Origin of the sequence: Massilia niastensis DSM 21313, from assembly GCF_000382345.1 — a bacterium.
Classification (GTDB): domain Bacteria; phylum Pseudomonadota; class Gammaproteobacteria; order Burkholderiales; family Burkholderiaceae_D; genus Telluria; species Telluria niastensis.
In genome coordinates, this window is the sequence record NZ_KB908098.1 from 24,845 (window position 1) to 38,567 (window position 13,723).

The 13,723-nt window shown below is 68.9% G+C and carries 17 protein-coding genes; 10 read left to right on the plus strand and 7 right to left on the minus strand.

The annotated features are described in order from the left end of the window. Window positions 1–16 precede the first annotated feature (16 nt). On the minus strand, window positions 17–1,057 hold the full coding sequence (locus H162_RS0114720; protein ID WP_020654240.1) for a L,D-transpeptidase family protein: 1,041 nt from the start codon (window positions 1,055–1,057) through the stop codon (window positions 17–19). A gap of 111 nt (window positions 1,058–1,168) precedes the next feature. On the opposite strand from H162_RS0114720, the gene H162_RS0114725 reads away from it, so the two are divergent. After that, a complete protein-coding gene (locus H162_RS0114725; RefSeq protein WP_020654241.1) occupies window positions 1,169–1,477 on the plus strand; it encodes a 2Fe-2S iron-sulfur cluster-binding protein in 309 nt (102 codons plus the stop codon). On the opposite strand, the gene H162_RS0114730 is transcribed toward H162_RS0114725, so the two are convergent. After that, window positions 1,474–2,400, minus strand: a complete 927-nt coding sequence (locus H162_RS0114730; protein WP_020654242.1) for an alpha/beta hydrolase — start codon at window positions 2,398–2,400, stop codon at window positions 1,474–1,476. The two genes, H162_RS0114725 and H162_RS0114730, sit on opposite strands and share 4 nt — an antisense overlap. A 143-nt stretch (window positions 2,401–2,543) precedes the next feature. Between H162_RS0114730 and H162_RS0114735 the strand changes: the two genes are divergently transcribed. Both H162_RS0114735 and H162_RS30950 read left to right on the plus strand, forming a co-directional pair. Beyond that, window positions 2,544–2,723, plus strand: a complete 180-nt coding sequence (locus tag H162_RS0114735) for a hypothetical protein (protein ID WP_020654243.1) — start codon at window positions 2,544–2,546, stop codon at window positions 2,721–2,723. A 126-nt stretch (window positions 2,724–2,849) separates the two neighbouring features. After that, entirely contained in the window at window positions 2,850–3,089 is a 240-nt protein-coding gene (locus H162_RS30950; RefSeq protein WP_020654244.1) for a hypothetical protein, read from the plus strand. A gap of 75 nt (window positions 3,090–3,164) precedes the next feature. On the opposite strand, the gene H162_RS0114745 is transcribed toward H162_RS30950, so the two are convergent. Beyond that, window positions 3,165–3,380 carry a hypothetical protein gene (locus H162_RS0114745; protein ID WP_020654245.1) on the minus strand — a complete coding sequence of 72 codons (216 nt, stop codon included), beginning with the start codon at window positions 3,378–3,380 and terminating at the stop codon, window positions 3,165–3,167. Window positions 3,381–3,545: 165 nt separating this feature from the next. On the opposite strand from H162_RS0114745, the gene H162_RS34040 reads away from it, so the two are divergent. Together H162_RS34040 and H162_RS0114755 are read left to right on the plus strand one after the other, a co-directional pair. Next, the gene (locus H162_RS34040; RefSeq protein WP_156885620.1) at window positions 3,546–3,710 is read left to right on the plus strand and encodes a hypothetical protein; all 165 of its coding nucleotides are present in this window, start codon (window positions 3,546–3,548) and stop codon (window positions 3,708–3,710) included. Between the two features lie 58 nt (window positions 3,711–3,768). Further along, window positions 3,769–4,140, plus strand: coding sequence for a hypothetical protein (locus tag H162_RS0114755; protein ID WP_020654247.1), 372 nt, complete (start codon window positions 3,769–3,771; stop codon window positions 4,138–4,140). Between the two features lie 43 nt (window positions 4,141–4,183). On the opposite strand, the gene H162_RS0114760 is transcribed toward H162_RS0114755, so the two are convergent. From H162_RS0114760 to H162_RS0114770, 3 genes are all read right to left on the minus strand, one after another. Further along, window positions 4,184–4,393 (minus strand): hypothetical protein, encoded by a 210-nt coding sequence (locus tag H162_RS0114760; RefSeq protein ID WP_229452085.1) that lies wholly within the window; start codon window positions 4,391–4,393, stop codon window positions 4,184–4,186. 110 nt (window positions 4,394–4,503) lie between these two features. Continuing rightward, window positions 4,504–7,356, minus strand: coding sequence for a bifunctional diguanylate cyclase/phosphodiesterase (locus H162_RS0114765; RefSeq protein WP_020654249.1), 2,853 nt, complete (start codon window positions 7,354–7,356; stop codon window positions 4,504–4,506). 141 nt (window positions 7,357–7,497) lie between these two features. Then, the gene (locus H162_RS0114770) at window positions 7,498–8,283 is read right to left on the minus strand and encodes a spermine/spermidine synthase domain-containing protein (protein ID WP_020654250.1); all 786 of its coding nucleotides are present in this window, start codon (window positions 8,281–8,283) and stop codon (window positions 7,498–7,500) included. A gap of 95 nt (window positions 8,284–8,378) precedes the next feature. Here H162_RS0114770 and H162_RS0114775 point away from each other — a divergent pair, with 95 nt between their 5' ends. From H162_RS0114775 to H162_RS0114790, 4 genes are all read left to right on the plus strand, one after another. Then, entirely contained in the window at window positions 8,379–8,654 is a 276-nt protein-coding gene (locus H162_RS0114775) for a hypothetical protein (protein WP_020654251.1), read from the plus strand. Next, on the plus strand, window positions 8,654–9,826 hold the full coding sequence (locus tag H162_RS0114780) for a GGDEF domain-containing protein (protein WP_020654252.1): 1,173 nt from the start codon (window positions 8,654–8,656) through the stop codon (window positions 9,824–9,826). Before H162_RS0114775 ends, H162_RS0114780 begins: the two co-directional genes overlap by 1 nt. Before the next feature lie 90 nt (window positions 9,827–9,916). Further along, window positions 9,917–10,855 carry a Ppx/GppA phosphatase family protein gene (locus H162_RS0114785; protein ID WP_026354658.1) on the plus strand — a complete coding sequence of 313 codons (939 nt, stop codon included), beginning with the start codon at window positions 9,917–9,919 and terminating at the stop codon, window positions 10,853–10,855. Between the two features lie 60 nt (window positions 10,856–10,915). Next, the gene (locus H162_RS0114790; protein WP_020654254.1) at window positions 10,916–12,229 is read left to right on the plus strand and encodes a GGDEF domain-containing protein; all 1,314 of its coding nucleotides are present in this window, start codon (window positions 10,916–10,918) and stop codon (window positions 12,227–12,229) included. A gap of 24 nt (window positions 12,230–12,253) precedes the next feature. Here H162_RS0114790 and H162_RS30955 read toward each other — a convergent pair whose 3' ends face one another. Beyond that, window positions 12,254–13,021 (minus strand): alpha/beta fold hydrolase, encoded by a 768-nt coding sequence (locus tag H162_RS30955; protein WP_020654255.1) that lies wholly within the window; start codon window positions 13,019–13,021, stop codon window positions 12,254–12,256. A gap of 290 nt (window positions 13,022–13,311) precedes the next feature. Here H162_RS30955 and H162_RS33250 point away from each other — a divergent pair, with 290 nt between their 5' ends. Then, on the plus strand, window positions 13,312–13,635 hold the full coding sequence (locus H162_RS33250) for a GFA family protein (RefSeq protein ID WP_156885621.1): 324 nt from the start codon (window positions 13,312–13,314) through the stop codon (window positions 13,633–13,635). Window positions 13,636–13,723: the final 88 nt, after the last annotated feature.

Sequence of the window (13,723 nt, forward strand, 5' to 3'; positions counted from 1 at the left end):
CTCCGCTCGGATCAGCTCAGTCCTGAAGTACGACCTCGACGCCGGCCGCGACCACCTTCGCCACCTCGGCGGCGCTCCAGTTGGTCAGGCGGATGCAGCCGTGCGATTCGGTCTTCCCGACATGCCCGGGCACCGGGGTGCCGTGGATGCCGTAGTGCGGCTTGGACAGGTCGATCCAGGCCACGCCGACCGGGTTGTTCGGACCCGGGGCGATCTTGGCCTTCTTGTCGCCCGGCTCGGCATCCCAGAACAGCTTGGGGTTGTAGTTGTAGACCGGATTCGGGTGCACGCCCTCGATCTTCCAGGTGCCGACCGGCAGCGGATCACGGTCGCTACCGGTCGAGGCCGGGTACTGGGCCAGCAGCTGGCCGCCGGCGTCGTACAGCTGCAGGGTCTTGGCCTTGTCGCGCACCACGACCTTCGCCGCCGGCGGCAGCGGCTCCTTGCCGCCCACGTTCGGCACCGTGATCTCCTCGCCGGCGCGGGTCAGCTCCTTGCCCGGATTGAGGCGCTCGAGCAGCTTCGGACTGGCATGGAATTTCTCGCCCAGGCCCTCGGCCGCGCTGGCATAGCCGAGCGCCGGCAGCGCGGCTTTCGCCATCATCTCGCTCGGCACCGGGCGGAACGGACCGGCCACGTCGGCCTCGGCCAGGGTATAGCTGACCAGGTGCGGGGTGTCGTCTTCATTCAGCGCGTCCCAGGTCGCCTTGTCGAGCTTGCCGGTGACGGGCAGCTTGCGCGCCGCCTGGAAGCTGTTCAGCGCCTGGCGCATGTTGGAGCCGTAGGCGCCGTCGATCTCGCCGGGCGAGAAGTAGGCGCGGTCGAGCAGCACCTGGGCGCGCAGCAGGCGCTCGAACTGCGCCTGCTTGCCGGCGGCCGGTTTCTTCGGCGCCGCCTGGACCTGAGGCTGTGCGGGGTCCGCGGGGGCCTGGGGAGCCGGCGCCGCCGGCGGGGCGGGCACGGCCGGTTGGCCGGCGGGCGGCTGGGCGACTGCGCCCGCGGCGAGGGAAAGGGAGCCCAGCAGGGCGGCGATCGAGGCTGCGGTGGTTTTTTTCATGTGGTTTCCTGCTTCTTGCTCTGGAAACCCCAGCGTAGTGGCGCGGCTGAAAGGAGTCTGTGCGACAACGTACCCTGCATCCCGACATCCCGGACGCTACAATCGGCCACCATGTCCACGACCATCCACACTGTCACCCTGCTGCCGGGCGCGGAAAGCTTCGGCGCCGACGAGCACACCAGCATCCTGCGCGCCGCCGAGGCGGCCGGCCTGGACCTGCCCAGTTCCTGCCGCAACGGCACCTGCCGCACCTGCATCTGCCGCCTGCGCGCGGGGCAGGTGGCCTACCTGGTCGAGTGGCCGGGCCTGTCGTTCGACGAGAAGCGCGAGGGCTATATCCTGCCCTGCGTGGCGGTGCCGCGCAGCGACCTGGAGGTCGAGGCGCCGCTGGCGCGGCGCGTGCGTCCGGCCGAGCCTTAAGGGCTGGCCGGCTCCGGCGCCGCTGCGCGCGCTCCGGTCCCGAGCGCGCGCTCGATGACCTGGAGCACCCGCGGCCAGGCGGGCGAGGTGGCGGCCACCTCGTCGTAATGGCTGGCATCGGGCAGGATCACGACCTCGGCCGCGTCGCCGGCGGCGCGGGCGCGCGCCGCATAGTCGTGCGCGGCGCGCGGCGGCGAGATGGTGTCGAGCGCGCCCGTCACCAGCCAGGTGCGGCTGCCGTTCGGCATCAGCTCGGCCGCATTGGTGTCCACGAACACGTCCGGACGGCCGGGGCCCGCTTCCCCCGCCAGCTGCGCGGTATCGCGTCCGCAGCTGGACTTGATCAGGGCCGCTTCGTGGCGCAGGTCGGCCAGTCCGCCGAGGCTGACGATGTTGCGCACCGGGAGCGGATCGGCGCGGTACAAGGGGCTGTCGCGGGGAATGCGCGCGCGGCCGGCGATCCATTGCACCAGCTGGCCGCCCGCCGAATGGCCGACCGCGACCACGCGCCCGAGGTCGAGCGGATGGCGGCCCGCCTGGGCGCGCAGGGCGTCGAGCGCGCCGTGCATGTCCTGGTACATGCCGGGATAGCCGCCGCCCGGCTCGTCGACGCGGCGGTATTCCACGTTCCAGGCCGCGATCCCGCGCGCGGCCAGCGCGCCGGCCATGTTGCGCAGCTGGGTGATGCCGCCGAACTTGCTGGTCCAGCAGCCGCCGTGCACCAGCACCGCCACCGGGAACGGCCCTTTGCCCTGCGGCAGGAACAGTTCGGCATACTGCGAGGGCGCCGGACCGTAGGGAACCCGCAGCAGCGGTTCGGGGCCGCCCAGGGCCAGGTAGTCGGCGAGCTTCATCGGGCTGGCGGCAAGGGCATGGGTGGCGGCGAACAGCAGGGCGGCCGGGAGCAGGCGGAGCGGGAGCATGGATGCGGGTTCATGTGGATGGAGTCGCCACTATAGCCGAGCCGGGACGGTCCGCAAAACCCCCGCGCACTATTGAAAAACCTGCTGTTGGCATCCGTGCTAGGCTCCTTCCGACGTCATCATTTTCATCACGGAGGCAAGCGATGGGCAATTCGAAATCGAGCGGTACCCAGAACAAGCAGTCGGCCAATATGTCCGAGGAAGAACTGGCCAAGCAACGGGCCGGCAAGACCGAAAAAAGCAGCCACGATGAAAAATCGCGGGTGAGGGCGGGCACCGGCGAAGGCGCCGGCGGCGGCGCCAAGCAGAAGCAGAAGCACTGAGCATCGAGCTCGCGGCGGGCGCCCGCCTGCCGCGGTTTCCGGCAACCTCGTTGCCTTCCATGTCATCGCGCGTCGCGCCATGCCTCTCATGTGCGCGGCGCGCGGCATCCACCTGAGAGGCCAACCATGAACGAGTTCACGGCGCAGGACACGCTGCGCGATTCCCTCGACATCCTGACGGCGCAGGATCCGGTGCGCGATCCGGCCGCCACCGCGATCTCGGCGCATACCACGCCCGATCCCGAAACACCGCCCGACCAGAAACCGCCGGGGCATCCGCCTCCGGTGCCGGACGACGTCCCCGACCCGATCAACGCACCGGTCGAGGAGCCGCGCCTGCCCGAGCCGCCGATCCGGGCCGGCTGAACGGGCCGGCCAGGGCCTGCGGACCGGGCTCCAGCCCCGGTCCCGGGCCTTACATTTGCGCTTGCCCGCGCCGGCTTACGGCGCCTTGCTGTCGGCGGGGGCATCGCGCCCCTGGCCTGCCTGTCCCGCATCGCCCGACTGCCGGTTCGACGGCGGCAGCGGCGGGATCTGCCTGATCATCTCTTCGGTTTCCTGCTCTCCCGGGGATTTCTCGCCGCTACCGATATCGGCTTCGTCATAGAGGGGGCGGCCTTGCGCCGCGGGGTCGACCGTGGGACTGCGGTGGTTCATGCTGTGCTCCAGTAAAGTTGTCAATGTCGTATGATCCTAACAGGCCCCTACGTCGGCTGGCGCGCGCTAGTGGCCTGCCGGTGTTGCTTTTTCGTCTGGCCGACGCATGCTGTGCCGTTCGTCACACAGCTGCCATACCGGAGTTTCTATAATGAGATCAGGAACATGACATTGCAGGAGGCGATGATGATGGGTTCGACTTTGTACAACAAGATCTATCTGGGCCGTAGCCCGCTGTTCGGTTCGCGCCGCGTGCAGCTTGCGCTGGCGCTGGGCCTGGCGGCGGCGAGCGCCGGCATCGGCTGGTTCGCACTGCGTTCGACGCGTTGAGGTTGCCGTGCGCCGGCGTGGCGGTTACCATGTCGCGCCTTGGTGAATGAAAGCGGTAATGAAGAACGAAAAGCTGACGACAGACGAATTCGACGCACTCGAGCTGGTGCGCCGCGGTACCCGGCGCGAGAACGCCACTGCCTGCGTGGGGCGCAACGCCAAACGCCTGGCCGGCCTGAAGATGATCGAATACGCGCGTGACGGCCGCATCCTGCTGACTGAAAAAGGGCAGCAGGTGCTGTTCCTGCGCCGCTGCGTGGAAGCGATGCGCGCACTGGCGGACGACGCCCAGGCCCAGGTGCCTGGCGACGTGCTGCAATTCCTCAGCTCGAAGTCGCACGTGGCCGCGCGCGAAGAGGGCGGCTACGCCTTGACGGAGAAGGGACGCGAGTCGCTGGCCGACATCGCGCATCAGGAAAAGAAGCGCTAGGAAAGACACGCCAGCGGCGACTCCCGCCCGCTGGAAGGGGTTCCTAGCCGCCGCGGCGGCGGTTCGGGTAGACCAGCACGCGGACCGCCACTTCGGCCGGGACGTTCATCGTCGCGAGGAACTCGGCTGCGCGCGGCAGGCCGAGGGTGGGAACCGACGCGATCGCCTGGTTGACCAGGTCGCGCGTGCGGATGTCGGTGCGTTGCCTGCGCGTTGCCGATTCCTCGGCCTTCGGAGGCAATAGTTCATTCATGACCATGTTTTCCAGACTCCGGCGTTATGAAATAGGCATGAGATTGTATGCCAGTGATGTCTTACTGGCTACAAAAATGTTTTCCGGACAGGTTTTATTGATGGGCAGCTTCAGGCGGCCGCCGCCACGACCGCCGGTTCCCCCTCGGGCGCCTTCGCCGGCAGCGCGCGGCGCTGGCGCAGCAGCTGCTCGAAATCGGCCGCGGGCAAGGGCTTGCTGAAGTAATAGCCCTGCATTTCGTCGCAGCCGTGGGTGCGCAGGTAGTCGAGCTGCTCGGCCGTTTCCACGCCTTCGGCGATCACCGCCAGCTTCAGGTTGTGCGCCAGCGCGATGATCGAGGTGACGATCGCGGCGTCGTTGGCGTCGTGGGTGATGTCGGCCACGAACGAGCGGTCGATCTTCAGCACGTCGATCGGGAAGCGCGACAGGTAGGACAGGCTCGAGTAGCCGGTGCCGAAGTCGTCGATCGACAGGTTCACGCCCAGCGACTTCATGCGGTGCAGCAGTTCCACCGCCGGCGTCACGTCGCTCATGAACAGGCTCTCGGTCAGTTCGATCTCCAGGCAGTCCGGCTCCAGCCCGGTGTCGTTCAGCGCCGCTTCCAGGCTGGCGATCAGGTCGGCCGCGCCGAACTGGCGCGCCGACAGGTTCACCGCCACCCGCAGGCGGCCCAGGCCGGCATCCTGCCAGGCCTTGTTCTGGGCGCAGGCGCTGCGCATCACCCAGGCGCCGATCGGGACGATCAGGCCGGTCTCCTCGGCCACGCCGACGAAGCGGCCAGGCGGCACCATGCCCAGTTCCGGGTGGTTCCAGCGGATCAGCGCCTCCATGCCCACGATCTGGCCGCTCTTCAGGTCGACCTGAGGCTGGTAATGCAGCACGAATTCGTTGCGCTCGAGCGCATTGCGCAGGGCGCTCTCGATGCGCACGCGCTCGAGCGATTCTTCGTTCATGGCCGGGGTGTAGAACTGGAAGTTGTTGCGGCCCAGTTTCTTGGCGCGGTACATGGCGATGTCGGCATGCTCGATCAGGTTGTCGGCCGCCGTGCCTTCGCTCGGGTAGACGGCCACGCCGATCGAGCAGGTGACGAAGAATTCCTTGGTGCCGAGCATGACCGGCTGGGCCACCGAATCCATCACGCGCTGCACGATGTCGCTCGTCAGGGGCTCGTCCTGGTACTGCGACAGGATCACGACGAACTCGTCCCCGGACAGGCGCGCCACGGTGTCGGAATCGCGCAGCGAGGAGCGCAGGCGCGCCGCCACCGTCATCAGGAGCACGTCGCCGGCCTTGTGGCCCATGCTGTCGTTGACGAACTTGAAGCGGTCGAGGTCGATCAGCATCACCCACACCGGATGGCCGCTGCGGTTCGCATAGGCGATCGCCTGGGCCAGGCGGTCCTGCAGCAGCGAACGGTTGGGCAGGCCGGTGAGCACGTCGTGCTGGGCCACGTGGTGCACGCGCTGCTCGGTCAGCTTGCGCTCGGTGATGTCGGTGCCGGTGCCGCGGTAGCCCGTCAGGACGCCGTCGTCGTCGAACACCGGCTGGCCGTTGACGCAGAACCAGCGCGTGTCGCCATGCTCGTCGACGGTCTGGTATTCGAGATTGGTGAATGGCTCGTGGGCCCTGAGCTGGGCGACGTGGGCGCGGCCGAATTCGGTCTCGAGCAGGCTCGGCATGTATTCCCAGCGGGTCTTGCCGAGCAGGTTCTCGACCGCGACGCCGGACTTCTCGGTGAAGCCGCCGGTGACCATCGTGAAGCGCAGCGCTGCGTCCTGTTCCCAGTACCAGTCGGACGACATCGACACCAGCTGGCGGAACCGCTGTTCGCTCTGCTGCAGCGCCTTTTCCGCGCGCTCGCGCGCCACCATGTCGTCCAGCAGGCGGCGGTTGGTGCGGCGCAGGTCGGCGGTGCGCTGGCGCACCAGCTGCTGGACCTTGCGCGCGCGCTGGCCGGAGGCCTGCACGAAGGCGGTGCCGAGCAGGGTGACCAGGATGCCGCCCACCAGCAGGGCCACCGAGGCCATGTGGTCGGGCAGGAAAGGGCGCGGGGCGGCCGCCACGTCGATGCGCCACGGGCGCCCGCCGACCTTCAGCACGGTGCTGCTGGCGCCCGGATGGGAGGGCGCGAGCCAGTTGGCCAGCCAGTGGCGCCGGACCGCGCCGGTGGGACCGGTCGACAGCAGCAGCAGCTGCGGGTCGGCGTGCTCGCCGGCGTAGACCGCTACATGGACAACGTCGGTCTCGAGCAGGCCGGCGCCGGCCAGCGCGGTGCGCACCAGGTCGCTGCCGCGGATGACGACGGCGGTGTCGCCGACCATCACGCCCGCCTTGTCCAGCACCGGCATGATCAGCTCGAAGCTCGGCTGCGGCGTCGCGTTCTGGGCCAGCGCGAACAGGCTGGTCGCGGCCGGCTGGCCGGTGCCGCGCGCGAGGTCGAGCGCGCCCATGACCGCCGGGTTCCGGCTCAGGTCCAGGCCGAAGGCCGGTTCGTTGCCGGCCATCGGCTCGAGATACTCGACGATGTGGTAGTGGCCGCGGGCCGGCGCCGGCGCCAGGCCGCCGGACTGCATCTCGGTGATGACGGCGCCGGGGCGGATGCGCTGCAGCTCGGCTTCCATGTCCGCGCGCTGTTCGCCGGGCACCACCCGGTGGTAGTTGAAGGCCTGGATGAAGGCGTGGCGCTTGAGCAGCGCCGCCGTGAAGTCGTGGAAGCGCTCGCGGCTGACCTTCTCGCCGGCGGCGAACAGCTGGTTGGTCACGCTCAGCACCTCGACCGCCTGGTCCATGCCCTGGCGCACCGCGGCCACGCGCTCGTCCGCGCGCTGGCTGAAGGCGAGCGCCATGTTGTCGTACTCGAGGTGGCTGACGCCGAGGAACAGGGCGCCGGAGGCGGCCAGGCCGCCCCCCAGTGTGAGGGCCGCCGCGAGGGTAAGCGACAAGGGCAGGCGGCGACGCGGCATGGTGGGCTTCAGGTGCGTATTGGTATCTGGTAAAGGGGCTTGCCAAGAGGCATCAGTGCGCGCCAGTGTGTCATAAAACCGCGCGTTTTCGCAAACGAATTGTGCCGAATGGAACAATTCCACCACTGCCTGTGGCGACCCTCAGACAGAGCGGCGTGATAGCCAGGCAACGACGGCGCGCGCCAGCAGGCGGTTGGTCCAGCCCAGCCCGAAGCCGCACGGGCGCCCGATCCGCGCCAGCACGCGCCCGGCGCGCCCGGCATCGGGTCCGGCGCCGGGGCGCACGGCGAACAGGATGCGGTTGTTCCCGGCGATGCCCTTGAACCAGCCGAGGCGGCCGGCAAACGCGTCGTGCAGCCGTTGCACCGCAGATACATAGTCAGGATCGTAACTGAAGATATTGGCAACCATCACGCCGCCCGGACGCAGTGCGCGCCGGCAGTCGGCGTAGAAGCCCGCGCTCGACAGCTCGGGCGGCAGGCCGGCGGCATCGAAGCCGTCGACCAGCAGCACGTCGGCGCTGCCCGGCGCCTCGGCCAGGTAGTGCACGGCGTCGCAGTGCAGCACGCGCAGGCGCGCATCGTCGGGCGGCATGTGGAACTGCTCGCGCAGCGCGATCACGTCGGCGCGCACTTCGAGCACCGTGATGCGCGCATGGGAAAAGCACCGGTAGCAGAACTTGGCCAGCGATCCGCCGCCCAGGCCGACCATCACGATATGGCGCGGACGCGGCACGAACAGGGCGAAACACATCATGGCGCGCGCATAGGCCAGCACCAGCGCGTCGGGACGCGACAGCAGCATTTCGCTCTGGATGTCGCCCGGCGTGAACTCGAGCGTCCGGCGGTCGCCGCTGGTGCGCACCAGCGGCGGAGCATGGGCGGCCGGCGAGCCGGCGGAGACGGGGCGGTCGGAGGGCAGGGGCATAGGCAGAGTATACGCGAGCGCTGGGCGCTCCGGCGCAGCTTGTTCCGGGGCATCGCTTTCTGATAAGCTGACCGCCGCAGCCACTCGGAGAACGCATGTTCCTGGACCATCCCACCATCACCGCGACCAACAGCCAGACCGAGCCGGACCGGATCGAGCGGCTGGGGCGCGTGTACGGGTATGCGATGGCGCTGGCGGATGGCGCCGGCAACGAGGGCTTGGTCCACAAGCTGACCCAGCTCCATGACCACAAGGGCACCCTGATCGTGTTCTGGCACGAAGCGCCGCGCGACGAGGAAAAGGACTACTTCACCCGCGCCTGGGCCAGCCGGGTCGGCGACGGCAGCACCCACGTGGAGCACGAGTACTGATGATGACCCTCGACGCCTCGACCATGGTGCTGGTGTTGGCTTTGGGCAACCTCTCCCTGGTTGCACTGCTGACCTTCTTCGAACAAAACACGGCGCGTCCCGGCGCGCTTGCCGCCTGGAGCCTGTCCAAGCAGACCCAGGGCGGCGCCTGGCTGCTGCTGGCGCTGGGCGATGCCGGCGTGGTGCCGGCCCCGCTGGCGATCCCGGGCGGCTATGCGCTGCTGCTGGCCGGCGTCGCCGTGGAAGCCGGCGCGTCCTGGGAAGCCGCCGGCCGCGCGGGCTGGCGCCGTCCGACCCTGGTGCTGGGCGGGCTGGCGATCCTGGCGTTTTTCGTGTGCTACCTGATCGACGAGGAGGGCTTGCGCGGCGTGGCCGCCTCGCTGCTGCTGGGCGCGTTCTACCTGTCGGGCGCGGTGGCGCTGGCGGTGCGCTGGGGCGAGGCCAGCCTGCTGCAGCGCTTCCTGGCCCTGGTGACGGCGGTGCTGGCGCTGGTGGTGGCGGCGCGCGGCCTGTCGGTGCTGCTGCTTCCGGGCGGCTGGGGCTGGCTCACCAACGACCTGCTGGGCCAGCTCTCCGCGGCCGCGCTCTACCTCCTGATGCTGGCCAACGGCTTCGGCATGCTGCTGCTGGCGCGCGAGCGCGCGCAGCGCGCACTGGCGCGCCTGGAAGTGGTCGATCCGCTCACCGACGTGCCGAACCGGCGCGGCTTCTTCAATGCGCTGGCGCCGTGGATGGCGCTGGCGCGCCGTCCCGGCCTGCCGACCGCGCTGGTGGTGCTCGACCTCGACCAGTTCAAGCGCGTCAACGACGGCTATGGCCATCCGGCCGGCGACGTGGTGCTGCGCCACGTGGTCGAGCTGTGCAAGAGCCAGCTGCGCGACAGCGACCTGCTGGGCCGCCTGGTCGGGGTCGAATTCGCGATCCTGCTGCCGCGCACCAACCTGGACGAGGCCAGCCTGGTGGCCGAGCGCATCCGTGCGGCGATCGCCGCCACGCCGGTCAAGAGCGAGCGCGCCATGATCACCATGACGGCCAGCTTCGGCGTCACCACCCTGCGTCCGGAAGACAGCACCGTGACCCTGTTCCAGCGCGCCGACGAGGCCTTGCTGGAGGCCAAGCGGGAAGGGCGCAACCGCGTCGCGCGGGCGGCGCCGGCCATGGCCGAGGTCTAGGAACCGGTCCCGGCAGGCGCGCGTCGCGGGGCGTCACGACGCTGTCACATTGGCGGCTTATGCTGCGCCATCTTCGCAGCAGGTGCCGCCATGATTCACCCTCCAGCAGACCTCCCCCTGTATGCCGCCGTCGAGCTCGGTTCAGACAGTTTCCGCCTGCACGTAGGGCAGATCGAGGATGGCGTCCTGCATCTCAGCGCTTCCATGGCCGAGCCGGTCCGGCTGGCCGCCACCATCGATGAAGACGGTTGCCTGGACGCCGCCGCCATGCGGCGCGCGCTGGTCTGCCTGGCCGAGTTCCGGCGCGCGCTCGACGCCTGGCATCCGCAGGCGGTGCGCGTGGTCGCCACCGCGGCCCTGCGCATGGCGCGCAATGCGCCGCTGTTCCTGCCGGCGGCCGAACAGGCGCTCGGGCGCCCCATCGATCTCATCAGCGGCAAGGAAGCCGGGCGCCTGGTCTACATGGGCGTGGCCAATACCCTGGGCGAGGCGCAGGGCGGACGCCGCCTGGTGGTCGACATCGGCAGCGGCTCGACCGGGCTGGTGCTGGGATCGGGCGCGACGCCCGAACGCATCGACACCTTCGCAGTAGGCGCGGTACGCCAGAGCCTGAGCTTCTTCTGCGATGGCGTCATCGACGCGGTCGGCTTCGAGGCCGCGGTGCGCTCGGGGCGCAACCGCTTCGCCGGCAGCGGGATGGCCGGGCGCGGCTGGAGCGCCAGCTACGGCGCCTGCGGCACCGTGCGCGCGCTGGCCGAGATCGCGCAGCAGACCGGCATCTCGACCGGGCCCTTGACGCCGGCCTGCCTGGCCGAGCTGCGCCGGCGCTTCATCGACGCCGGCCACGTGGCGCGCGTGCGCCTGGCCTGGGAAGCGGCGGCGCGCGCCCCGCACCTGCCGGGCGGCCTGGCCCTGCTGGTCGGCCTGATGGAAGAACTCGGCATCGATGAACTGGCGCCGGTCCACGCCGGCCTGCGGGTCGGCGCGCTGTGGGATCTTCATCAATGCGCGGTCGCCTGCGCGGAGTAAGCTGGTTGCGGGCGCCTGGCGTGCGCCGGCCAGCCCTGATTCACGACCCTTGATCCCACCATGACCAGCGACGCGCCGCTCTACAGGAACCAGGTACTGCTGCTGTCGCAGAGCTTCTTCATCAAGGACAACCGCGCCGAACTGCTGCTGCACGCGCACAAGTACGACTTCGACATCCGCTTCTTCGACGAGGTGAGCCGCTTCGTGGCCGCCGTGGAGGCGGAGCGCGGCAACAGCCTGTTCGTGATCGACCTGGACGCCCTGCACAACATGCAGTCCGACATGCAGGACAGCCGCAAGACCCTGATGCTGGGCGAACTGCTGCAGCGCCTGCCGGACGGGCGTGATTATGTCTACCTGCAGAGCGCGCGCCAGGGCAGCCGTTTCCTGCTGCAGCAGCGCCTGGTCGACAGCCATTGCCTGGCGTATGCGGAAAAGCCGATCCCCAACGAGGTGCTGGTCGAGCGGCTGTTCAACCTGTTCGTCCAGAGCAAGCGCGGCGACCTGGTGCGGGTGGTCTGCCCCGGCCAGGCGCCGGGGCTCGACAGCGCGGCGCTGGCCGCGCGGCGTATCGAGCTGGTCCCGCATGCCGAGGCCCAGACCCTGCACCTGCGCGTCAAGGAGCTGCAGCCCGACCTGGTCCTGCTCACCGACATCGAGTTCGTGCGCAACGAGGCCGTGGTGCGCATCCTCAAGAAGAACATGGACGCCGACCCGGTGCGCGAGATCCTGCTGCTGCCGGGGCGCCTGGACCCGGTCCTGGCCGGGCGCGCGCTGGCCGGCGGGGCCGACGCCATCCTGCTGCCGGGCGAGCCCGCGCTGCTGCTGGCGCAGCTGGCCGGCCGCGCCGACAAGATCCGGGTCAACAAGGACCTGATCGGCAAGGACCGCGCCACCGGGCTGCTCAACAAGGTCGGTTTGCAGAAGAAAGCCCAGGAGCTGGTCCGCGAGGCGGCGCGCGACGGCTGTCCGCTGGCCTTCGGCGTGCTCGACATCGACAGGTTCAAGACTATCAACGACACCTGGGGCCACCATTTCGGCGATATCGTGATCAAGCGCCTGTCGCTCGCGCTGGCGCCGCACCTGGGCGAGCGCGACCTGCTGAGCCGCTTCGGCGGCGAGGAATTCGTGGTCGTGTTTTGGGATTGTGGGCTGGAAGAGGGCTGGCGCCGGCTGGATGGCATGCGCCAGGCCTTCGGCGCCATCGTCTTCGCGGCGGCGCCCGGCGTGGTGCGCCGGTTTTCCTTCAGCGGCGGGATCGCGGCCTATTCCGAGTGCCGCAGCGGGAACGAACTATTTTTGCAAGCCGACGCCATGCTGTACGAGGCGAAGCTGGCGGGGCGCAACCGGATCTGTCCAGCGCCACTTGCGTAGGGTGCAGGAGCGGGTACGCCGGCATCAGGCCTGCATTGCGGCCGCCCCTTGCGGTGACTCCGCCGCGACCCCTTCGATCATCCCGCGCACGTGGTGGCAGAACCCGGCCGGGTTCTCCAGCATCATCATGTGTCCCGTAGCGGGCACCACGAGTTCCCGGCGCGCCGCCGCGCGCACCCAGTCCGGCACATCCCAGCCGGAGACGCTGCGTTCGCCCGCCAGCAGGTAGAGCGGGGTGCGTGCGACCACGCGGCGCACCAGCTCCAGGTAGGCCGGCGCGCCGGTTTCCTTGACGACCGAGGTCGCCATGGCGAGCACCGTGGCGGCGCTCTGGTTCTTCAGGATGGCATCGGCCCAGGCCAGCCGTTCGGCGCTGGGGGCGATCTCTCCGCGCGCCAGGAAGCCTTCCGGGTCGGCCGCCATCACGCGATATTGTTGTTCCCACTCTTCGACCGGGGTGGCCGCGATCCTTGAGCACCAGAAGGCGTCCTTGAGGGTGAAATTTCCCTCCACGCTGATCAGGCCGGCGATCAGCTCCGGAATCCGGTCTGCAACCAGCATGGCGACCGCGCCGCCGACGCTGTGGCCCAGGAGCCAGATGGGCGCGCCGAAGCGCTCGCGGATGGTCCGGACGATGGCGTCCGCCTGCAGATGCAGGTCGATCGTTTCGGGCGGGACGGCGTCGGCCCTGCTGCCATAGCCCAGCTGGTCGGGGGCGAGCAGGTCCAGCCCGGCCAGGCGGCTGCCCGGTGCGAAGTAGGCTATCGACCCCAGCAGGCCGTGGATCAGCAACAGGTGTGGTTGATTGACGCTGGTCCCACCGGTTGTCGCGGCATCGTCGTGAGAAATACTGCAGTCGTAGTCACTACCCATCGGGGCACCTCGGATCTTGAATCGATGAGCTTATCAATGTTCAATCCTCAATAATGCGCACTTTCTCACTGCCTTGGCCGGGCGAAGATCCATGCGGTGAAAAGTGGCATGACGCCGTCTGCCAACTTCGCTGGCTGGCTTCAGGTAATGGCAGCCACGGTGCTGTTCATTATAATTATCCGAACCGCTACATGGAGAGGAGACACGGCATGGATCGATTCACTGGCGGCTGCCTGTGCGGCGACGTCCGGATTGTGGCCTCAGGACGGCCATACCGGGTTGGCCTGTGTCATTGCCTCGACTGTCGCAAGCATCACGGAGCGCTTTTTTATGCTGCCGCGGTGTTCCCTCAGGATGCGGTGGCGATCCATGGCGAAACACGCGACTATGCGGGGCGGTTTTTCTGTCCCCGCTGCGGCTCGTCCGTTTTTGCACGTAGCGCCGACGAAATCGAAGTGCACCTGGGAGCCCTGGATGCTCCGGACCAGCTGATGCCAACTTACGAAAGCTGGATTGTCCGCCGCGAGTCCTGACTGCCGCCATTTCCATTCACGAGAGGATACGAGCGCGATCGTGAAGCCACGGGTCGCTCCGGGGAGTAGGGTGGACGAATGGCGGGCG